The organism is Streptomyces virginiae (genome assembly GCF_041432505.1).
In the GTDB taxonomy this organism is placed as follows: domain Bacteria; phylum Actinomycetota; class Actinomycetes; order Streptomycetales; family Streptomycetaceae; genus Streptomyces; species Streptomyces virginiae_A.
This window is the reverse complement of record NZ_CP107872.1, coordinates 53,819-77,516: the sequence shown is the minus strand read 5'-3', so window position 1 is coordinate 77,516 and position 23,698 is coordinate 53,819. Positions and strand designations below refer to the sequence as shown.

The window sequence follows — 23,698 nt, the reverse complement described above, 5'->3', positions numbered from 1 at the left end:
GTGAGGATGGAACGGCGAGCACAGGGCTGGCCCGCATCCAGTGGGACCGCCGCGCTGCGGGTCCTGCCCGGCGGAGCCGGGCCGGCCCGGCCCCGCAGCAGCCGCCACACCCTCCTGCCCCCGCTCGCGGACCGGGCCGCGCCGCCGGCCGCGTACCCGTGGGCGCCGGCCCACGACGACCTCGTTCGGTCCGAGGAGCCCGCGCCCGACGGTGCGGACACCGTCCGGGTCTTCCTGCTGGGGCCCGACGCGCTCGCCCGGGCCGGCCTGCGCGCCCTGCTGGAGAGCCAGCCCGGGGTCGTGGTCGCGGCGGAGGGCGAACCCGGCCCCCGGGCCCTGGCAGACCTGAGGATCAGCTGCCCCGACGTCATGGTGCTCCACGGGGTGCCGGACCCGCAGCTGATCGGGTTGCCCGGAAGCCAGGACCCCGGCGGGACACCGCTGCTGGCCGTCGGCGGCCCGGAGCCGGCCGAACCCGGCCCCCATCTGAACGGCTGCCTCCCCGCGACGGTGACGCCCGCGGACCTCGCCGCCGCGGTGCGGATGGCCGCCGCCGGCTACCACCTGAGCCGTCGGCCGTCCCGGCGGACGGCCGACGACGGAGGATTCCGCCGCGCCGAGGTCTCCGACGTCGACCCCGACGAGCTGACGGCCCGGGAGAGCGAGGTGCTGGACCTGATCGCCCGCGGCCTGTCCAACGCGGAGATCGCCGGTGCGCTGATGCTCTCGGAGCACACCGTCAAGTCCCATGTGCAGAACCTGCTGGGCAAGCTCCGGTTGCGCAGCCGCGTCCAGGCGGTGGTCTACGCGTATGAGATCGGGCTGCGGCGAACCCGCTGACCGCCCGTCGGCCCCACCCGCTCACGTCAGGCGCGTCAGCCGTCCGTCAAGCACCCGGGTCAGCATGCAATTCGATCTCGTCGACCCCAGTGGTCGGCTGCGCCTGCCCCCGGCCCGTCGGGCCGCGGCGGCCGGCTCGACAGGAGGGGAAGAGATGAGTGGTGCCAAGGTCGCGTCCATGGCCCTCACCGATGCACAGCTCGGTGTCTGGTTCGCCCAGGCCAGGGACCCGCACAACACGGCGTTCAACACCGGCGAGTACGTCGAGCTGACGGGCCCGCTGGACGCCGGGCGGTTCACCGCTGCCGTGCGCGCCGCGGTCGAGGCCACCGAGTCCCTGCGCCTGCGCTTCCACACCCGCGCCGACGGCGAAGTGCGCCAGCGGGTCGTCCCCGCGGACGAGTCGGCCTGGGAGCTGCGCCACGTCGACGTCAGCGCCGAACCCGACCCCGAGGCCGCCGCCGACGACCTGATCCGCCGGCAGCTGGCCGCCCCGATGGCGGTCGACGGCGAAGGACCGCTGTTCGACCAGGTCCTGTTCACCCTCGGCCCCGGCCGCCACCGCTGGTTCCAGCAAGTCCACCACCTGCTGCTCGACGGCTACGGGCTGCGCCTGGTGGCCCGGCGCGTCGCCGACGCCTACAACGGCGCGGGCACGCCGGCCGAGGCCGACGACCTCGCCGCCCTGGTCGACGCCGAGAGTGCTTACCGTGCTTCGCGCGGCCACGCCCGCGACCGCGCGTACTGGCTCACCTCCTGGGCTGACCGCCCGGAGGCACCCACCCTGGGCACCGGTCCCGTCGCCCGGGGCGACGCCCCGGCGGCTGCCGAGGGCGGTGCCGTGCCGCTGCGCCGCACGGTGTTCCTGCCCGCGGCCGTCCAGGAGGGCCTCGACGCGCTCGCCCGCACCGCGCAGACCGGCTGGCAGGTGGCCGCTCTGGCCGCCGTCGCCCTCTACACCCGGCGCCTGACCGGCGCCGGGGAGGCCGTACTGGGGCTCCCGGTCACCAACCGGCGCTCGAGCAGAGCCCGCCGCACCCCCGCCATGCTCACCAACGTGCCGCCGCTGCGGGTGCCCGCCCGGCCCGACACCGACCTCACCGGCCTGGTCACCGAGGTCCGCGACCGGGTCGCCGAGGTGCTGCTGCACCAGGGCTACCCGTACGCCGAACTCCGCCGCGAACTGGGGCTGCTGGCGCAGGACCGCCCCCTGCACTCGATCGTCGCCAACATCATGCCGTTCGACCACGGCCTGGACTTCGAAGGCATCGAGGCGCAGGTCCACCCGGTGTCGACCGGCCCCGTCGAGGACCTCAAGTTCTCGGTGTACGAGCGTCCCGGCGGCGCCGGCCTGCGGATCGATGTCGAAGCCGACGCCCTGCGCCACCGTGAGGAGGAGGTCGCCGCCCACCTGGCCCGCTTCACCGCCCTGCTGCATTCCTTCGCCACCGCCGACCCCGCGCTGCCCGGCGGCCGGCTGGACGTCCTCGCCCCGGGCGAGCACGTGCAGGCCGCCGGCGAGGCGTTCGTGCCCGAGCCGTCCACCGACGAGCCGTCCACCGACGAGCCGTCCGCCCACGAGCCGTCCACCCCGGACCGTCCCACCACGCTGCCCGCCCTGTTCGAGGCGCAGGCCGCCCGAACCCCGCAGGCCGTCGCCGTCGTCGACGGCCACCGGCAGCTCACCTACCGCGAACTCGACGCCAGGGCCAACCGCCTCGCCCACCTGCTCACGGCCCGCGGCGCCGGCCCCGAGCGTACCGTCGCGCTCGCCCTGCCCCGCTCCGCCGACCTGGTCGTCGCCCTGCTCGCGGTGGTCAAGACCGGCGCCGCCTACCTGCCGTTGGACCCGGACTACCCGGCCGAGCGGCTGGCGTCCATGCTGGCCGACGCCGGCCCGTCCGTGATCGTCGCGACGGCCGCCACCCGGGTCGTCGCCCCCGACCGCACGGCCCTGGTCCTCCTTGACGACGAGCCGCAGGCCGGCCTGCCCGACACCGCCCCGCGCACGAAGCACGACCCCCGCCACCCGGCCTACGTCATCTACACCTCCGGCTCCACCGGCCGGCCCAAGGGCGTGGTCGTCACCCACCACAACGTGGTGCGGCTGTTCACCGCCGCACAGCAGCACTTCGGCTTCGGCCCGTCGGACGTGTGGACGCTGTTCCATTCCTACGCCTTCGACTTCTCCGTGTGGGAGATCTGGGGCCCGCTGCTGCACGGCGGCCGCCTGGTCGTCGTCCCGTACTCCACCAGCCGTTCCCCCGGAGCCTTCCTCGACCTGCTGGCCGAGCAGCGGGTCACGGTGCTCAACCAGACACCGTCCGCGTTCTACCAGCTGATCGAGGCCGACCGGGAGCGGCCGCGGCCCACTGCCCTGCCCGCCCTGCGGCACGTCGTCTTCGGCGGTGAGGCCCTGGACGCGCCCCGGCTGGAGGGCTGGTACGAGCGCCACGGCCACACTGCGTCGCTGTCCAACATGTACGGGATCACCGAGACCACCGTGCACGTCACCCACACCGCCCTCGACGGACCGGACGGCGCCCCCGGCTCCGTGGGCGCACCCCTCGCCGACCTCCGCGTCCACGTGCTGGACGGAGCGCTACGCCCCGCGCCGCCCGGCGTCACCGGCGAGCTGTACGTCGCGGGCCCCGGCCTCGCCCGCGGCTACCTCGGACTCCCCGCCCTCACCGCCGAGCGGTTCGTCGCCGACCCCTTCGCGCCCGCCGGCGACACCGGCGCACGCATGTACCGCACCGGCGACCTGGTCCGCCGCCGCGCCGACGGCACCCTGGAGTACGTCGGCCGCGCCGACCACCAGGTGAAGATCCGCGGGTTCCGCATCGAACTCGGCGAGATCGAGGCGGCGCTCGCCGCACTGCCGTCGGTGGCCCACGCCGCGGTGACCGCCCGCGAGGACACCCCGGGCGACCGGCGGCTCGCGGCGTACGCCGTCCCGGCCGACGGCGTCCCGGCCGACCCGGCCGCCTGGCGCCGCGAGCTCGCCGCCGTACTGCCCGCCCACCAGCTGCCGGCCTCGTTCACCCCGCTCGACGCGATCCCGCTCACCGTCAACGGCAAGCTCGACCGTGCCGCCCTGCCCGCCCCCGGCCCCGCCGAGGCCGCGTCGTGGGCCACGCAGGCAGCCGCCGCCGGGCCGCTGGAAGAACTGCTGTGCCGCCTGTTCGCACGCATCCTGGGCGTGCACGAAGTCGGACCGCGGAGCGACTTCTTCGCACTCGGCGGGCACTCGGTGATCGCCAACCGGCTGCTGTCCGCAGCCCGCAGCGAGCTCGGCGTCGAGCTGACCATCGAAGACCTCTTCGCCCGGCCCACCCCCGCCGGCCTCGCCCGGCTCGCCCGGGGCGCCGACACCGCCCGCCCGCGACTGCGGCCCGCCGGCGACCCGGACGGACCGGCCGTCCTCTCGCCCGCCCAGCAGCGCATGTGGGTGATACGCGAGGTCGAGGGCCGCGCCCCGACGTACAACATGCCGCTTGCGTTGCGGCTCACCGGCGCACTGGACCGCGGCGCGATGCAAGCCGCCCTCGGCGACCTGATCGGCCGCCACGACACCCTGCGCACCATCTGCCCGGCCGGACCGGACGGCCCGCTGCCCCGGGTGCTGCCGCTCGACGACGTCCCGCCGTGGCTGACCGAGACCGAGGTGGCCGAATCGGATCTGGCGCAGGCCCTCACCTCGGCCGCGCGCGAACCGTTCGACCTCGACACGCAGATCCCGCTGCGCGCCCACCTGTTCACCCTGGCCCCCGGCGAGCACGTCCTGCTGCTGGTTCTGCACCACATCGCCGGGGACGGCTGGTCGCTGCGCCCGCTCTTCGGCGACCTCGCCGCCGCCTACGACGCCCGCTCCAAGGGCACGGCACCCCGCCCGGAGCCGCTGCCCGTCACCTACCGGGACTTCGCGCTCTGGCAGCGCGAACTGCTCGGCGACGAGAGCGAGCCGGCCTCCCTGGGCGCCCGCCAGCTCGACCACTGGCACCACGCGCTGGCCGGCCTGCCCGACCAGCTCCAGCTCCCCTACGACCGCCCCCGCCCGCCGGTCGCCCGGCACCGCGGCGGCTCGGTGCCGCTGACCATCGGCCCCGCGCTGCACGCGCAGCTCGACGGGCTCGCCCGCACCGGCGGCGCCACCGTCCACATGGTCCTCCAAGCCGCCCTGGCCGCACTGCTCACCAGGCTCGGCGCCGGCACCGACGTCCCCATCGGCTGCCCCACCGCCGGCCGGGACGAGGAGGCCCTCGACGGGCTCGTCGGCTTCTTCGTCAACCCCGTCGTGGTCCGCGCCGACACCTCCGGCGACCCGGCCTTCGCCGAACTCCTCACTCGCGTACGCACCACCGCGCTGGCCGCCTACACCCACCAGGACGTGCCCTTCGACCGCGTGGTGGAGCGCCTTCAGCCGGCCCGCTCCGCCGCCCGGCACCCGCTTTTCCAGGTGGTGCTCTCGTACCAGGAGTCCGAGGCCCGGCCGCGGCTGGCCGGACTCGTCGTGCGTCGCGAACCGGTCGACTTCGGCGTCGCCAAGTTCGACCTCACCTTCAACCTGGTCGAGCACCGCGACGACGCGGGTGCCCCCGACGGCATCCACGGCGACCTCGAGTTCGACCTCGACCTGTTCGACCCCGCGACCGCGCAGGCCGTCGCCCGCCGGCTGCTGGCCCTGCTGGAGGCCGTCGCCGCCGGCCCCGAACTGCCGATCAGCCGGTTCGACCTGGTCGATGACGCCGAGCGGGCCATGCTGCGCCGGTGGAACGACACCGCCGCCCCGGTCCCGGACACCGGTCTCGCCGAGCTGTTCACCGCCCAGGCGCGCCGCACCCCCGACGCGACGGCCCTGGTGGCCGGCGACACCGAGCTGACCTACGCCCAGCTCGACGCCCGGGCCGGCGCCCTCGCCGCCCGGCTCACCGCCCTGGGCATCGGCCCGGAGTGCCCCGTCGCCGTGCTCCAGGAACGTTCCGCGGACCTGGTGGTGTCCCTCTTGGCCGTACTGCGGGCAGGCGGCTTCTACGTCCCGCTCAACCACCGGAACCCGGCCTCCCGGATGAGTCAGATCATGACCATGGCCGGGGCCCGGGTCCTGCTGACCGACCGGGCCGCACACGAAAGGCACCGCTGCCACGCATGGGCCGGGCAGGCCGAGGTGGTCGTCGTGGACGATCCCGCGCCCGCGTCGGCGCCCGCCCCCGCCGCGGTCGTCCCGGGCCACCCCGACCGGCTGGCGTACGTGATGTACACCTCCGGCTCCACCGGCACGCCCAAGGGCGTCGCCATCACCCACCGGGACGTCGCCGTGCTCGCCGCCGACCGCTGCTGGCGCACCGGCAACCAGCAGCGGGTACTGCTGCACTCCCCGTACTCGTTCGACACCTCCCAGTACGAGCTGTGGGTGCCGCTGCTGTCCGGCGGGACCGTCGTGGTCGCCCCGCCCGGGGACCTCGACACCGCCGCTCTCCGCGAGGCCCTCACGCGCGGACGGGTCACCGGCATGTGGCTCACCTCCGGGCTGTTCAACCTGCTCGCCGAGGAGAGCCCCGAATGCTTCCGCGGCGTGCGCGAGGTGTGGACCGGAGGTGACGTGGTCTCGCCCGCTGCCGTCACCCGGGTCCTGGCCGCCTCCCCGGACACGCTGGTCGTCGACGGCTACGGCCCGACCGAGACCACGACCTTCTCCACCCACCACTTCATGCGCGCCCCGTGGACCGAGGAGACCACCGTCCCGATCGGCAGCCCCCTCGACAACACCACCTGCCACGTCCTCGACCAGCGGCTTCGCCCCGTGCCGCCGGGAGTCACCGGCGAGCTCTACATCGGCGGCGCCCGTCTCGCCCGCGGCTACCTCGGCCGCCCCGACGCCACCGCCGAACGGTTCGTGGCCGACCCGTCCGGTACGCCCGGCGCACGCATGTACCGCACCGGCGACCTGGTGCGCCGCCGCGCCGACGGCATCCTGGAGTTCCTCGGCCGCGCCGACCACCAGGTCAAGGTCCGCGGCTTCCGCATCGAACTCGGCGAGATCGAGTCCGTCATCGGCCGCCACCCCACCGTCGCGCAGAGCGCCGTACTCGTACGCGAGGACCGCCCCGGCGACAAGCGGGTCACCGCCTACGTGGTGCCCGCCGCGGCAGCCGCGGCCGACGCCGGCGAACTGCGCCGGCACGTCGCCGCGTCCCTGCCCGACTACATGGTCCCGGCCGCCGTCGTGCTGCTGGACCGGCTGCCCCTGACCCCCAACGGCAAGCTCGACCGCCGGCAGCTGCCCGTCCCCGAGTTCGCCCCCGCAGGCGACCACCGGGCCCCTGCCGGCCCCCGCGAGGAACTGCTCGCCGGCCTGTTCGCCGGCGTCCTCGGCCTGGAGCAGGTCGGTACCCACGACAGCTTCTTCGACCTGGGCGGCGACAGCATCATGGCGATCCAGCTGGTCGGCCGCGCCCGCCGGTCCGGCCTGCTGCTCTCGCCCGCCCAGGTCTTCGAGCACAAGACCGTCGCCGCCCTGGCCGGCGTCGCCACCGCCGCGGCCGACAGCGGACCGGCCCCCGGCACCGCACCGGCGGACGACCGGGCCTGGGGCGAGGTACCGCTCACCCCGGTCATGCACTGGCTGCGCGAACGCGGCGGCCCCGTCGAGGCGTTCAGCCAGTCCCTGCTCGTCCGGGTGCCGGCCGGGCTCGGCGAGCAGCGCCTGGCCACCGCCCTGCGCGCCCTCGCCGACCAGCACGACATGCTGCGCGCGGTCCTGTCCTCCGACCCGGACAGCGGTTGGCGGCTGCGCATCGAACCGCCCGGCGGCGGCAGCGCCGAAGCCTGGGCCCGCAGGGTCGACACCGCCGGCCACACCGACGACGCACTGCGCACCCTGATCACCACCGAGGCGGCCGCCGCACGCAGCCGGCTCGACCCCTGGTCGGGCGTGATGGGACAGGCCGTCTGGTTCGACGCCGGCCAGAACCGGTCCGGACGCCTGCTGCTCACCCTCCACCACCTGGTGGTCGACGGCGTGTCCTGGCGCATCCTGCTGCCCGACCTGGAGGCCGCCTGGCAGGCAGCGACCGGGGACACCGCCCCGCGCCCGGCGCCCGCCGGCACCTCCTTCCGCAGCTGGGCCCGGCACCTGGCCGCCGAGGCCGCCCGTCCCGCCCGCCGCGCCGAACTCGACCTGTGGACCGGCCGCCTGGCCGCGCCCGCCCTACCCGTCACCGACCGGCCGCTCGACCCCGCCCGGGACACCTCCGCCACCGCACGCAGCCTCACCCTGACCCTCCCGGCGGCCGCCACCGAACCCCTGCTCACCACCGTGCCCGCCACGTTCCACGCCAAGGTCGACGACGTCCTGCTCACCGCCTTCGCGCTGGCCGTCGCCGATTGGCGGGCCCGCCGCGGTCTCGGCGACGCGTCAGCCGTCCTGCTCGACCTGGAGGGCCACGGCCGCGAACCGGGCGACAGCGGCGCCGATCTGTCCCGTACCGTCGGCTGGTTCACCAGCCTCTACCCCGTACGCCTCGACGTCGGCCCGCTCGATCGCCGCGACGCCCTGTCCGGCGGCCCCGCGGCCGGACAGGCTGTCAAACGGGTCAAGGAACAGCTGCGGGAACTTCCCGACGGCGGCCTCGGCCATGGCCTCCTGCGCCACCTGAACGCCGAGACCGCGCCGCTCCTGGCCGCACTGCCGACGCCCGACATCGGCTTCAACTACCTGGGCCGCTTCCAGGAGCCGGAAGGGCCGGACGCCGAATGGACCGTCACCCCCGACGCCGAATCCCTCGGTGAGGGCACCGACCCCCGACTGCCGATGGCCCACGGCGTCGAGCTGAACGCCCTCACTCTGGACGGCCCGGGCGGCCCCCGCCTGACCGCCACCTGGAGTTGGCCGCAGCACCTGCTCGACGAGGGCTCCGTACGCGACCTCGGACAGGGCTGGTTCCGCGCCCTCGAAGCCCTCACCGCCCACGCCGAGCGCCCCGACGCCGGCGGGCACACCCCGTCCGACTTCTCCCTGGTCTCCCTGAACCAGGCCCAGATCGACCGACTCGAAGCCATGTGGAAGGTTGCCCGATGATCCAGAACGGCCTCGCCGACTTCCTGCCGTTGTCGCCGCTTCAGGAGGGGCTCCTGTTCCAGGTCCAGTACGACCCGGACGGAGTGGACGTCTACAACGTCCAGATGGTCCTCGAACTGCGCGGCCCGCTCGACACGGACGGCCTGCGGGCCGCCGTCCAGGGCTTGCTGCGCCGCCACCCCAACCTGCGGGCCGGCTTCTGGCAGCAGGACATGGACCAGCCCGTCCAGTTCGTGCCGCACCACGTCGACCCCGAATGGCAGGAGCTCGACCTCACCGCCCTCGACCCGGCCGCCCGCGAGGAGGCGCTCGCCCGGTTCGTCGCCGAGGACCGCGCCCGTCGCTTCGACCCCGCCCGGCCGCCGCTGCTGCGCCTGGGCCTGGCCGCGCTCGGCCCCAACCACCACACCCTCGTGCTGACCACCCACCACCTCCTGATGGACGGCTGGTCGATGCCGCTGATGGTGCGCGAGCTGTTCCAGCTGTACGAACGCGGCGGCGACGACCGCGGCATGCCCGCCGCACCCCCGTACCGCACCTACCTGGCCTGGCTGGCCGGACGTGACCAGGACGCCGCCCGCGAGGCGTGGCGCGGCTACCTGGCGGGCCTGGAAGCCCCGACCCTGGTCGGCCGGTCCGGCCGGACCGGCAGGGACACCACCGCCCCCTCGGAGCTGCCCGGCCAGCTCTGGTACGAGCTGGACGCCCCCGCGTCGGCCGCGCTGGCCGCCGCCGCCCGCTCCCGCGGCCTGACCCTGAACACGGTCGTGCAGGGCGCCTGGGCGGTTCTGGTCGGCCACCTGCTGGGCCGCGACGACGTGGTCCTCGGCGCGACCATGGCCAACCGCCCGCCGGAGATCCCCGGCATCGATTCCACCATCGGCATGTTCATCAACACCCTGCCGGTCCGCGTGGCACTGCGCCCCGCCGAGCCGTTCGCCGACCTGCTCGCCCGGGTCCAGCGCGAACAGGCCTCGCTCATCGACCACCGGCACATGTCGCTCGCCGAGATCCAGCGGACCGCCGGCCACGGCGAACTCTTCGACTCCGCAGTCGTGTTCGAGAACTATCCGCTGGACCCGACCGTCCTGCGCGCCGAGAGCCGCGGCCTGCGGCTGGCCGACTTCCAGGTCGGCGACGCCACCCACTTCGCCCTGACCCTGCTCGCCATCCCGGGCGAGCGGATCCGCTTCCGCCTCGACCACCGCGCCGACGCGCTGGACGCCGCCGGCGCCCGCACCCTGCTGGAGCGGCTGGAGCGGCTCCTCACCGGCTTCGCCGCCGACCCCGACCGCCCGGTGGGCAGGCTCGGACTGCTCTCCGACGCCGAACACCACCAGGTCGTCGAAGGCTGGAACGCGACCGGCCGCGCCGTGTCCGACCGCACCCTGCCCGAGCTGTTCGAGGAGCAGGCCGCCCGGACCCCGCGGGCCACTGCCCTCACCTTCGAGGGCCGCACCGTCGACTACGCCGACCTGAACGCCCGCGCCAACCGGCTCGCCCGCCGGCTGGCCGCCCGCGGCGCCGGACCGGAGCGGACCGTCGCGCTGCGCCTGCCCCGCTCCGTCGACCTGTACGTCGCCGTGCTGGCCGTGCTCAAGACCGGTGCCGCCTACCTGCCCATCGACCCCGAGTACCCGTCCGACCGGATCGCCGCCATGCTGGAGGACGCCCGTCCGGCCCTGGTCCTCACCGAGGACGACGTCGACGAAGACCTCTCCGGCATCCCCGACGGGAACCTGACCGACGCCGAGCGCACGGCGCCGCTGACCCCGGCCCACCCGGCGTACGTCATCTACACCTCCGGCTCCACCGGCCGCCCCAAGGCCGTCGTCATGCCCGGCGCCGCAGTCGTCAACCTGCTCGCCTGGCACCGCCGGGAGATCCCCGCAGGCGCCGGCACCACCGTCGCGCAGTTCGCCTCGCTCAGCTTCGACGTGGCCGCCCAGGAGATCCTCTCCACCCTGCTGTACGGCGCCACCCTCGCCGTCCCCACCGACGCGGTGCGCCGGGACGCCGACGCGTTCGCCGCGTGGCTGGAGGAGTACCGGGTCAACGAGCTGTACGCGCCCAACCTGGTCGTCGAGGCGCTCGCCGAGGCCGCCGCCGAACAGGGCCGTACCCTGCCCGACCTGCGGCACATCGCCCAGGCCGGCGAGGCGCTCACCGCCGGCCCGCGCGTCCGCGACTTCTGCGCGGCCCTGCCCGGCCGGCGCCTGCACAACCACTACGGCCCCGCCGAGACCCACGTGATGACCGGCATCGAACTCCCGGTCGATCCGGGTGGGTGGCCGGAGCGGGTGCCGATCGGTGGTCCGGTGGACAATGCGCGGCTGTACGTGTTGGACGGGTTCTTGCGTCCGGTGCCGCCGGGTGTGGTGGGTGAGTTGTATCTCGCGGGTGCGGGTGTGGCTCGTGGTTATCTGAATCGTCCGGGGCTGACGGCGGAGCGTTTCGTCGCCGATCCGTTCGGTGGGCCGGGGACGCGTATGTACCGCACGGGTGATCTGGCGCGGTGGGCCGGGTCGGGTGTGCTGGAGTTCGCGGGCCGTGCGGATCATCAGGTGAAGGTCCGGGGTTTCCGGATCGAGCCGGGTGAGGTGGAGAGTGTGCTGGCGGCGCAGCCGGGGGTGGCCCGGGCTGTGGTGTTGGCGCGGGAGGACCGGCCGGGGGAGCGGCGGCTGGTGGCCTATCTGGTTGCGGTGCCGGGTTCGGTGCCGGATCCGGGTGTGTTGCGTGAGGCTCTGGGTCGGGTGTTGCCGGCTTTCATGGTGCCGTCGTCGTTCGTGGTGTTGGATGCGTTGCCGTTGACGCCGAACGGGAAGCTGGACCGGGCGGCGCTGCCGGCGCCGGGCCGGTCGGTGGAGGGCCGCGGTGTGCCGCGCACGCCGCAGCAGGAGATTCTGGCGTCGTTGTTCGCGGAGGTGCTGGGGCTGTCGAAGGTCGGCATCCACGAGGACTTCTTCGACCTGGGTGGGCACTCGTTGCTCGCGACCCGGCTGACCAGCCGGATCCGTACCGTCCTGGGTGCCGAGATCGCGGTCCGTGACCTGTTCGAGGCACCCACCGTCGAGGCCCTCGCCGAAACCCTGGAAGAGGCCCGCGAGGTCCGCCCCGCCCTGCGCGCCGCCGACCGCCCCGAACACGTCCCGCTGTCCTTCGCCCAGCGGCGCCTGTGGTTCCTCGACCGCCTGGAAGGACCCAACTCCACCTACAACATCCCGCTCGCCCTGCGCCTGCGCGGCGAGCTGGACCGACCGGCGCTGCAACAGGCCCTCACCGACCTGACGCACCGCCACGAAAGCCTGCGCACCGTCTACCCGAGCGCCGACGGCCGGCCCTACCAGCACGTCCTCGCACCGCACGAGGCCGAGCCCGGCCTCGTCGTCGTCCCCGCCGACGAGGCCGGACTCGCCGAGATGCTGGCCGAGGCCGCCCGCCACGAGTTCGACGTCACCTCCGAACCGCCGCTGCGGGTCTCCCTGTTCACCCTCGCACCGGACGAGCACGTCCTGCTCCTGCTGCTGCACCACATCGCCGGCGACGGCTGGTCGCTCGCACCACTCACCCGCGACCTCACCCGCGCCTACACCGCCCGCCGGGACGGCGCCGCCCCCGACTGGGAGCCCCTCCCGGTCCAGTACGCCGACTACACCCTCTGGCAGCAGGAGATGCTCGGCTCGCCGGACGACCCCGACAGCCTCGGCGCCCGCCAGCTCGACCACTGGGCCCGGTCCCTGGCCGGCGCCCCCGAGCAACTGGAACTGCCCACCGACCACAACCGGCCGGCCGCCGCCGGCCACCACGGCCGCACCGTCCCCTTCCACCTGGAGCCCGAGCTGCACGAGCGGCTCAGCGCCCTGGCCAGGTCCTGCGACGCCAGCCTGTTCATGGTCCTGCACGCCGCGTTCGCCGCGCTGCTCACCAAGCACGGTGCCGGCACCGACATCCCGATCGGCAGCCCCATCGCCGGCCGCACCGACGAGGCCCTCGACGATCTGGTCGGGTTCTTCGTCAACACCCTGGTCCTGCGCACCGACACCTCCGGCGATCCGACCTTCCGCGAACTCGTGGCACGCACCCGCGCCACCGACCTGGCCGCATACGCACACCAGGACCTGCCCTTCGAGAAGCTCGTCGAGACTCTCAACCCGCAGCGCTCGCTCGCCCGCAACCCGCTGTTCCAGGTACTGCTGGCCTTCCAGAGCATGCCCACGGCACAGCCCGTGCTGCCCGGCCTCGACGTCGTCCACGAGCCGGTCCGCGTCGGATTCGCCAAGTTCGACCTGGCCCTGGCCGTGGCCGAGGAACGGCACGCCGACGGCCGCCGGTCGCTGCGCGGCGACTGGGAGTTCAGCACCGACCTGTTCGAGCAGGCCACCGTGGAGGCCCTCGGGGCCAGGCTCACCGCCCTGCTGGCGTCGGTCGCCGCCGACCCCGACCAGCCGATCGGACGGGTGGGCATCCTCGACCCGGCCGAACGCCACCGCATCCTCCACACCTGGAACGACACCTCCCGCCCCGGCGCGGACGCCACCTGGCCGGAGCTGTTCCAGGCCCGCGCCGCCGAGCACCCCGACGCCGTCGCCCTGGTCCAGGAGGGCACCGAGACCGGCTACGCCGACCTGAACACCCGGGCCAACCGGCTCGCCCGGCTGCTCCGCGCACAGGGCATCGGCCCGGAGCAGGTGGTGGCCCTGTCGCTGCCCCGCTCCGCAGACCTGATCGTCTCCGTCCTCGCCGTGCTGAAGACCGGCGCCGCCTACCTGCCGGTCGATCCCGCCTACCCGGCCGAGCGGATCGCGTACCTGCTCCAGGACGGCGCCCCCGCGCTCGTCCTCACCCACACCTCCGTCGCGGCCGGCCTGCCCGGCGGCGTACCGCAGCTGCTGGTCGACCAGGTCGGCCTCGACGATGTCCCCGGCCACGACCTCACCGACGCCGAGCGCACCACGCCCCTGCACCCGCTGCACCCCGCCTACGTCATCTACACCTCCGGCTCCACCGGCCTGCCCAAGGGCGTGCCCGTCCCGCACCGCAGCGTGGCGTCCGTTCTCGTCCCCCTGATCGAGGAGTTCGGCCTCGGCCCCGGCAGCAGGGTCCTGCAGTTCGCCTCGATCAGCTTCGACGCCGCCCTGTGGGAGATCACCCTCGCCCTGCTGTCCGGCGCCACCCTCGTGGTCGCACCCGCCGAGCAGCTTCAGCCCGGCCCCGCGCTGGCCGAGCTCGTCGCCCGGACCGGCACCACCTTCCTCACCCTCCCGCCCACCGCCCTCGCGGTCCTCGCCGACGATGCCCTGCCGGCCGGCGTGGACCTCGTCGTCGCCGGCGAGGCGACCTCCCCCGACCAGGTCGGACGCTGGTCCACCGGCCGCCGGATGACGAACGCCTACGGGCCCACCGAGGCCGCGGTCTGCACCACCATCAGCGCCCCCCTCACCGGCGCCGTCGTACCGCCGATCGGCCGGCCCGTCCCCAACGCCCGCGCGTACGTTCTCGACGCGCTGCTCCAGCCGGTACCGCCCGGAGTGGTCGGTGAGCTGTACCTGGCCGGCGGCGGCCTGGCCCGCGGCTACCGCAACCGGCCCGGCCTGACAGCGGAGCGGTTCGTCGCCGACCCGTTCGGTACGCCCGGCGCGCGCATGTACCGCACCGGCGACCTGGCGCGGTGGCGCCCCGACGGCGAGCTGGAGTTCGCCGGCCGCACCGACCACCAGGTGAAGATCCGCGGCTTCCGGATCGAGCCCGGCGAAGTCGAGGCCGCGCTCGCCACCCACCCGGCGGTCGAACGCGCCGCCGTCATCGCCGCCCGGCACGAGGACGACCGTCGCCTGGTCGCCTACCTGGTACCCGCCGGGGCCGGCACGCCGGCCGACGGCCGCGACCGGGGCCGCGAGCAGAGCCAGCTCGACAGCTGGCAGGAGACCTACGACGAGCACTACGGTGAGCTGACGGGCACCTTCGGCGACGACTTCGACGGCTGGAACAGCAGTTACACCAACACGGCCATCCCCGCCGCGGAGATGGCCGACTGGCGCAACGCCAGCGTGGACCGCATCCGCGCCCTGCGCCCGAGCCGGATCCTGGAGATCGGCTGCGGCTCGGGCCTGATCCTCGCGCCACTGGCCGGCGAGTGCGAGGCGTACTGGGGCACCGACATCTCCCCGGCCGTGGTGGCCCGCCTGCGCGGGCAGGTCGACCGCTTGCCCGGGCTCGCCGGGAAGGTCGAACTGCGAGCCCGGCCCGCACACGTACTCGACGGCCTGCCCCGCGGGTTCTTCGACACCATCGTGCTCAACTCCGTCGTGCAGTACTTCCCCAACGCCGACTACTTGGCGGACGTTCTCACCGGCGTCCTGGACCTCCTCGCCCCCGGCGGCTCGGTCTACATCGGCGACGTCCGCAACCACCGGCTGCTGGAGACCTTCCGCACCGCCGTCGAACTGCGCAGGGCCGGCGCCTTCGCCGACGACGGCGCCGTCCGCCGGGCCGTCGCCCAGAGCACCGCCGACGAGCCGGAGCTGCTGCTCGACCCCGACTTCTTCACGGTGTTCGCCGCGGCCGCGCCCGCGGTCACGGGCGTCGGCCTGGAGGTCCGCCGCGGCCGCCACCACAATGAGATGAGCCGCCACCGCTACGACGTGGTGCTCCGCACCGCCGTCCCCGCCGCCGTCCCCGCCGCCGTCCCCGCCGGCGTGGAGGAGACGCTCGACTGGGACGCCGACCTCACCGGCCCGGACGCCCTCGCCACGCTCCTGGAGCAGCGCCGGCCCGCGCGCCTGCGCGTCACCGCCGTCCCCAACCTTCGCCTCGCCCAGGAGAACCGGGCCCGCCTGGCACTCCAGGACGATGGCGCAGCCCTCGCCCTCGCCCGGCTGGACGAGCCGGCTCCCGCCGGCCTCCCGGACTGCGAGGACTTCCACGCCCTCGGCGAACGGCTCGGCTACCGCACCGCCGTCACCTGGTCCGACGGCCGCGACGGAGCCCTCGACGTGGTGTTCACACTGCCGGAACTGCCGGAACTGCCGGAACTGCCGGAGACGGGAGGGGACGTCGCACCCTACCGCTCGACCGCCCCGGCCGGCACCCCGCTCGCCACCCTGGCGAACGACCCCGGCCGCGCCCACAGCGGCGGCGAACTGGCCGCCGAGGTACGGGCCCACGCCGAGCGGATCCTCCCCGCCCACATGGTCCCCGCCGCATTCGTCGTCCTCGACGACCTGCCGCTCACCCCCAACGGCAAGCTCGACCGCGCCGCGCTGCCCGCCCCCGACTGGGACGCCGACGCCGCCGGCCAGGCCCCGCGCAACCAGCGCGAGGAGATCCTCAGCACCCTGTTCGCCGAGGTCCTCGGCCTGCCCAAGGTCGGCATCGACCGGGACTTCTTCGCACTCGGCGGCCACTCGCTCCTCGCCACCCGGCTGCTCAGCCGGATCCGCGCCGTCCTCGGCACCGAACTGGCCGTACGCGACCTCTTCGAGGCGCCGACCGTCGCCGCCCTCGCCACCCTGCTCGGCAACGCCCAGGGCGTCCGCCCGCCGCTGCGCCCCATGGAACGGACCGGCCCGCTGCCGCTGTCCTTCGCCCAGTACCGGCTGTGGTTCCTGCACCGCCTGGAAGGCCCGGGAGCGACCTACAACATACCGATGAGCCTGCGGCTGACCGGCGAACTCGACGCCGCCGCGCTGGCCGAGGCGCTCGCCGACGTGACCGCCCGCCACGAGACCCTGCGCACCCTCTACCCGGAGACCGACGGAGTACCGCACCAGATGGTCCTCCCGCCCGGCGGGGCCCGCCCCGCCCTGCGCACGGTGGACACCACCGCGGCCGACGCGGACGCGCTGATGGCTGCCGAGGCCGGCATCGGCTTCGACCTCGCCACCGAACTCCCGCTGCGTGCCACGCTGTACCGGCTGGCACCGGACGAGCACGTCCTGCTGCTGGTGCTGCACCACATCGCCGGCGACGGCTGGTCGTGGCGGCCCCTCGCCCGCGACCTGTCCACGGCCTACGCGGCCCGCGTCGAGGGTCGCGCCCCGGACCAGGCGCCGCTGCCCGTCCACTACGCGGACTACACCCTGTGGCAGCGCGACCTGCTCGGCGACGAACACGACCCCGACAGCCGGTACGCCCGCCAGCTCGAACACTGGACCGGCGCACTGGCCCAGCTGCCGGAGATGCTGGAACTCCCGCTGGACCACCCCCGCCCGGCCGTCATCAGCTACCGCGGCGACCACGTCCCGTTCACCGTGCCCACCGCACTGCACCGGCGGCTGCTCGCCCTCGCCGCCGACACTCGCGCCAGCCTCTTCATGGTGCTCCAGGCCGCCTTCGCCGAGCTGCTCACCAAGCACGGTGCCGGCACCGACATCCCGATCGGCAGCCCCATCGCCGGCCGCACCGACGAGGCCCTCGACGATCTGGTCGGGTTCTTCGTCAACACCCTGGTCCTGCGCACCGACACCTCCGGCGACCCGACCTTCCGCGAACTCGTCGAACGGGTCCGGGAGGGCGACCTGGCCGCCTACGCACACCAGGACCTGCCCTTCGAGAAGCTCGTCGAACGGCTCCGCCCGGAGCGCTCCCTCGCCCGCCACCCGCTGTTCCAGGTCATGCTGGCCTTCCTCAGCGACGGCGAGGCACAGCTCGACCTGCCCGGACTGCGTGCGACGCCGGCACCGGTCGGCGTCGGCATCGCCAAGTTCGACCTGCACCTGAGCATGGTCGAGCACCGCAGCGCCGACGGCGGCCCCGCCGAGATCCAGGCAGCCCTCGAATTCAGCACCGACCTCTTCGAGCGGTCCACCGCCGAGGCCGTCACCCGGCGCCTGCTGCACCTGCTGGAGCAGGTCACCGCCGACCCGGACCGCCCGCTGAGCGGCATCGACATCCTCGACCCGGCCGAGCGGCAACGCCTGCTGACGGACTGGAACACGACGAACGGAGCGCAGAACGATGAGTGCATACCGGCGATGCTTGAGCGCCAGGTGGCGCATACGCCGGATGGTGTGGCACTGGTGCACGAGGGCGATCGGCTGACCTACGCCGAGCTGAACGCCCGCGCCAACCGCCTGGCCCGCCGCCTGGTCGCCCGCGGCGCCGGACCGGAGCAGATCGTCGCCCTGGCCCTGCCCCGCTCCGTCGACCTCGTCGTCGCGCTGCTCGCCGTTCTCAAGACCGGCGCCGCCTACCTGCCCGTGGACACCGAATACCCTGCCGCGCGGATCACCCAGATGCTGGGCGACGCGGCACCGGTGTGCATCGTCACCGTGCCCGGAGCCTGCGACGGACTGCCTGAGGGGCTCGACCGCCTCGACCCGTCCGACAGCACCGGACCGTCCGACGGCCACACCTTCGGCGGTGAACCCGCCGAGAGCGACCTGACCGACGCCGAGCGGACGGCGCCGCTGACCCCGGCCCACCCGGCGTACGTCATCTACACCTCCGGCTCCACCGGCCGCCCCAAGGCCGTCGTCATGCCCCACGCGGGCCTGGCCAACCTGCTGACCTGGCACTCCGCACGCTTCCCGGGCGGCCCGGGCGTGCGCACCGCCCAGTACACCGCCATCGGCTTCGACTTCTCCGTCCAGGAGATCCTCTCGCCGCTGGTCATGGGCAAGACCCTGGTCGTCCCGACGGACGCCGTGCGGCGCGACGCCGACGCGCTCGCCGCGTGGCTGGAGGAGTACCGGGTCAACGAGCTGTTCGCACCCAACCTGGTCGTCGAGGCGCTCGCCGAGGCCGCCGCCGAACAGGGCCGTACCCTGCCCGACCTCACCGACATCTTCCAAGGCGGCGAGGCCCTCACCGCCGGCGAACAGGTTCGAGAGCTGTACCGGACGCTCCCCGGCCGACGCCTGCACAACGTCTACGGCCCGGCCGAGACCCACGCTGTCACCACCCACACCCTCCCGGTCGATCCGGGTGGGTGGCCGGAGCGGGTGCCGATCGGTGGTCCGGTGGACAATGCGCGGCTGTACGTGTTGGACGGGTTCTTGCGTCCGGTGCCGCCGGGTGTGGTGGGTGAGTTGTATCTCGCGGGTGCGGGTGTGGCTCGTGGTTATCTGAATCGTCCGGGGCTGACGGCGGAGCGTTTCGTCGCCGATCCGTTCGGTGGGCCGGGGACGCGTATGTACCGCACGGGTGATCTGGCGCGGTGGGCCGGGTCGGGTGTGCTGGAGTTCGCGGGCCGTGCGGATCATCAGGTGAAGGTCCGGGGTTTCCGGATCGAGCCGGGTGAGGTGGAGAGTGTGCTGGCGGCGCAGCCGGGGGTGGCCCGGGCTGTGGTGTTGGCGCGGGAGGACCGGCCGGGGGAGCGGCGGCTGGTGGCCTATCTGGTTGCGGTGCCGGGTTCGGTGCCGGATCCGGGTGTGTTGCGTGAGGCTCTGGGTCGGGTGTTGCCGGCTTTCATGGTGCCGTCGTCGTTCGTGGTGTTGGATGCGTTGCCGTTGACGCCGAACGGGAAGCTGGACCGGGCGGCGCTGCCGGCGCCGGGCCGGTCGGTGGAGGGCCGCGGTGTGCCGCGCACGCCGCAGCAGGAGATTCTGGCGTCGTTGTTCGCGGAGGTGCTGGGGCTGTCGAAGGTCGGCATCCACGAGGACTTCTTCGACCTGGGTGGGCACTCGTTGCTCGCGACCCGGCTGACCAGCCGGATCCGTACCGTCCTGGGTGCCGAGATCGCGGTCCGTGACCTGTTCGAGGCACCCACCGTCGAGGCCCTCGCCGATGTCCTTCAGCGGGGCGACCGTGGCCGGCGGCCCGCTCCCCGCGCCACCGACCGCCCCGAACACGTCCCGCTGTCCTTCGGACAGAACCGGCTGTGGTTCCTCAACCGGCTCGGCGGCCCCGACCCCAGCTACAACCTCCCGGTTGCGGTCCGCCTCACCGGCCCGCTCGACGAGGCCGCCCTCGGCGCCGCCCTCGCCGACGTCACCGCCCGGCACGAGAGCCTGCGTACCGTCTTCCCCGACCACGACGGCACGCCCTGGCAGCGGGTCCTCACCGGGGACGACGCCCGCCCCGCCCTCGCGGTACGGGCCACCACCGAGCAGGACCTCCCCGGCGACCTCGCCGCGGCGGCACGGCACGGCTTCGACCTCACCCGTGAACTGCCGCTGCGCGTGACCCTGTTCACCCTCGCACCGGACGAGCACGTCCTGCTCCTGCTGCTGCACCACATCGCCGGCGACGGCTGGTCGCTCGCACCGCTGGGCCGCGACCTGACCCGCGCCTACCGGGCCCGGCTCGACGGCGGCGCACCCGACTGGGAGGCCCTCCCGGTCCAGTACGCCGACTACACCCTGTGGCAGCGCGAACTGCTCGGCGACGAGGACGCCCCGGACAACCTGCTGCACCGCCAGCGCGACCACTGGAAGCAGACCCTGGCCGGGCTGCCGGAACAGCTCGATCTGCCCGCCGACCGGCCCCGCCCGGCCGTCGCCGGCAACCAGGGCGAAGCCATCCTGCGGACCCTCCCCGCCGATCTCCACCGGGACCTGCTGGCCCTGGCCCGGCAGAACGGCGCGAGCCTCTTCATGGTGCTCCAAGCCGGCCTCGCCGCCCTGCTCACCCGGGTCGGCGCCGGCACCGACATCCCGATCGGCACCCCGGTCGCGGGACGCACCGACGACGCGCTCGACGACCTCGTCGGACTGTTCATCAACACCCTGGTCCTGCGCACCGACACCTCCGGCGACCCGACCTTCCGCGATCTGATCGGCCGCGCCCGAAAGACGGCCCTGGCCGCCTACGCCCACCAGGACCTGCCCTTCGAACGGCTCGTGGAGGCCGTCCGCCCGGAGCGGTCGCTCGCCCACCACCCCCTGTTCCAGGTCCTCCTCGCGCTCCAGAACACCCCGGAGGGCGGCCTGTCGCTCCCCGGCGTGAGCGTCCGCGCCGAGATGGTCGACCTCGGCGCCGCCAAGTTCGACCTCACCTTCAACCTGGTCGAACGGCACGCCGAGGACGGCACCCCCGGCGGCATCGACGCCATGCTGGAGTACCGCACCGACCTGTTCGACCCGGCCACCGCCGAGGCGCTCGCCGACCGCCTGGTACGGCTGCTGGCGCACGCCGCCGCCGCACCGGACCGGCCGATCGGCCTCCTGCCGATCCTCGACGACGCCGAGCACGAGCGCGCGGTGACCGGCTGGAACGCCACCGCCCACCGGCCGGCCCGCTCTGCGGCGACCCTGACCGGCCTCTTCGCCGAGCAGGCCGCCCGCACCCCGGACGCCGTCGCTGTGGCAACGGGCTCCGAGCAGCTGACGTACCGCGAACTCGACACCCGGGCCAACCGGCTCGCGCACCGGCTGATCGCCGAGGGCGTCCGCCCGGAAACACCGGTGGCCGTCCTCCAGGAACGCTCCGCCGACCTGGTGGTCTCCACCCTCGCGGTGCTCAAGGCCGGCGGCGTCTACGTCCCCCTGCACACCGGACACCCTGCCGAGCGGATGCGCCAGGTGATCGCCCAGACCTGCGCCCCCCTGCTGCTCACCGACCGCGCCTCGCTGGACCGCCTGCCCGACCCGGGCACCCGCGGCCTGGTCGTCGACGCGCAGACCGCGGACGCCGCCGGCGTCTGGCCCGGCCACGACCCCGGCGTCGCCGCCGCACCCGACCGGCTCGCCTACGTGATGTTCACCTCCGGTTCCACCGGCGTCCCCAAGGGCATCGGCATCACCCACGGCGACGCCGTCGACCTCGCCCTGGACCGCTGCTGGGAGCCCGGCCCCGACGCGCGGGTTCTGATGCACTCCCCGTACGCCTTCGACATCTCCACCTATGAACTGTGGAGCCCGCTGCTGTCCGGCGGCCGGATCGTCGTCGCCCCGCCCGGCAACCTGGACGCGGCCGTGCTGCGCCGGGTCGTGGCCGACGAGGGCGTCACCTCCCTCCTCCTGACGGCCGGCCTCTTCGGGGTCGTCGCCGACGAGGCGCCGGACGCCTTCGCCGGAGTCCCCCAGGTGTGGACCGGCGGCGACGTCGTACCGCCGACCGCCGTGCGACGCGTCCTGCAGCACTGCCCGGGCACCGTGGTCAAGGTGCTCTACGGCCCGACCGAGACCACCCTCGGCTGCACCTGGCACGCGTTCACCGACGCCGGCCGGGTCCCGGACCTCGTGCCGATCGGCCGCCCGCTGGACAACACCCGCGCCTACGTCCTGGATGCCCGGCTCCAGCCCGTCCCCCCCGGAGTCCCCGGCGAGCTGTACATCGCCGGCGCCGGCCTCGCCCGCGGCTACTGGGGAGAGCCCGGACGCACCGCGGAGCGCTTCGTCGCCGACCCGTTCGCCGACCGCTTCGACGACACGGGCTCCCGGATGTACCGCACCGGCGACCTGGCCCGCCACACCGCCGACGGCGTCATCGAGTTCCTCGGCCGCTCCGACGACCAGGTGAAGATCCGCGGCTTCCGGATCGAACCCGGCGAGGTGGAGAGCGCCCTCGCGCTGGACCCGGAAGTCGCCCGGGCCGCCGTTGTCGCCCGCGCCGACCGCTCCGGCAGCACCGCCCTGGTGGCGTACGTCCTGCCGGCCGACCCCGCCGCCGCACCCGACCCGGTCCGGCTCCGCGCCGACCTGGAGGCCAGGCTGCCCGACTACATGGTCCCCTCCGCGTTCGTGGTGCTGGACACCCTCCCGCTGACCCCCAACGGGAAGCTCGACCGGGACGCCCTGCCCGCACCGCAGTGGGCCGGCCCCGGCACCGGGCGGCTGCCCCGCGACCCCCGCGAGGAACTGCTCTGCGGCCTCTTCGCGGAGGTGCTCGGCCTCGAACGGGTCGGCATCGACGACGGCTTCTTCGAACTGGGCGGCCACTCCATGCTGGCGACCAGGCTGATGGGCCGTATCAACACCGTCCTCGGCACCGAGCTGACCGTACGCACCCTCTTCGAGGCCCCGACCGTGGCGGCGCTCGCCGCCCGCACCGACGGCCCGCAGACCACGGCCGACCCGCTGGGCGTCATCCTCCCCCTGCGGGCCGAGGGCACCCGGCCGCCGCTGTTCTGCCTGCACCCCGCCGGCGGATTCGGCTGGATCTACTCCGGCCTGCTGCGCCACCTCGACCGCGACCAGCCCGTGTACGCCGTCCAGGCCAGGGGACTCGCCCAGGACGAACCGCTTCCGCCGACCCTGGACGAGATGGCGCAGGACTACGCGGAACAGATCCGCAAGACCGCCCCGAACGGCCCCTACCAGCTGCTCGGTTGGTCCTTCGGCGGACTCCTCGCCCACGCCGTCGCGTCGCGGCTGGAAGCCGGGGGCGCCGAGGTGACCCTGCTCGCCGTCCTCGACGGCTACCCCGGCTCCTACGGCTCCGGCGAGCACCAGGTGGGCGAACAGGAGGTCATGGCGATCCTGCTGAACGCCGCCCAGGTCGACCGGACCGTACTCGGCGACGGCTCCCTCAGCCGCCCGGAGGTCATGTCCCTGCTGCGCGAGTCCGGCAGCGCCCTGGCCGGCCTGGACGAGGACACCGTCACCCGCATGGTCGCCGTCTTCCTCAACAACACCCGCCTCCTGGAGGGCTTCGTTCCCGGCCACTTCGGCGGCGACCTGGAGTTCTTCGCGGCCACCCGCGACCGCACCGACCCGACCCTGACGGCCGACCTGTGGCAGCCGCACATCGGCGGCCTCATCGACGAGCACCGCCTGGACACCGACCACGCCGGACTCGCCCGGGCCGACGCCCTCGCCGTGATCGGCCGCACCCTGGCCGCCCGGACGCCCCGGCCGGAGGCCGCGACGCCCCGATGAGTCCCGCCCCATCCACCCG

The 23,698-nt window shown here is 74.3% G+C and carries 3 protein-coding genes; all 3 read left to right on the top strand.

Going from position 1 to position 23,698, the window contains the following annotated elements; translation table 11 throughout:
* Positions 1-6 precede the first annotated feature (6 nt).
* Positions 7-840, top strand: coding sequence for a response regulator transcription factor (locus OG624_RS41490; RefSeq protein ID WP_331720992.1), 834 nt, complete (start codon positions 7-9; stop codon positions 838-840).
* 154 nt (positions 841-994) lie between these two features.
* Positions 995-8,920, top strand: coding sequence for an amino acid adenylation domain-containing protein (locus tag OG624_RS41485; RefSeq protein ID WP_371640950.1), 7,926 nt, complete (start codon positions 995-997; stop codon positions 8,918-8,920).
* Positions 8,917-23,679, top strand: a complete 14,763-nt coding sequence (locus OG624_RS41480; protein WP_331720990.1) for a non-ribosomal peptide synthetase — start codon at positions 8,917-8,919, stop codon at positions 23,677-23,679. The genes OG624_RS41485 and OG624_RS41480 overlap by 4 nt, the downstream gene beginning before the upstream one ends.
* Positions 23,680-23,698 lie beyond the last annotated feature (19 nt).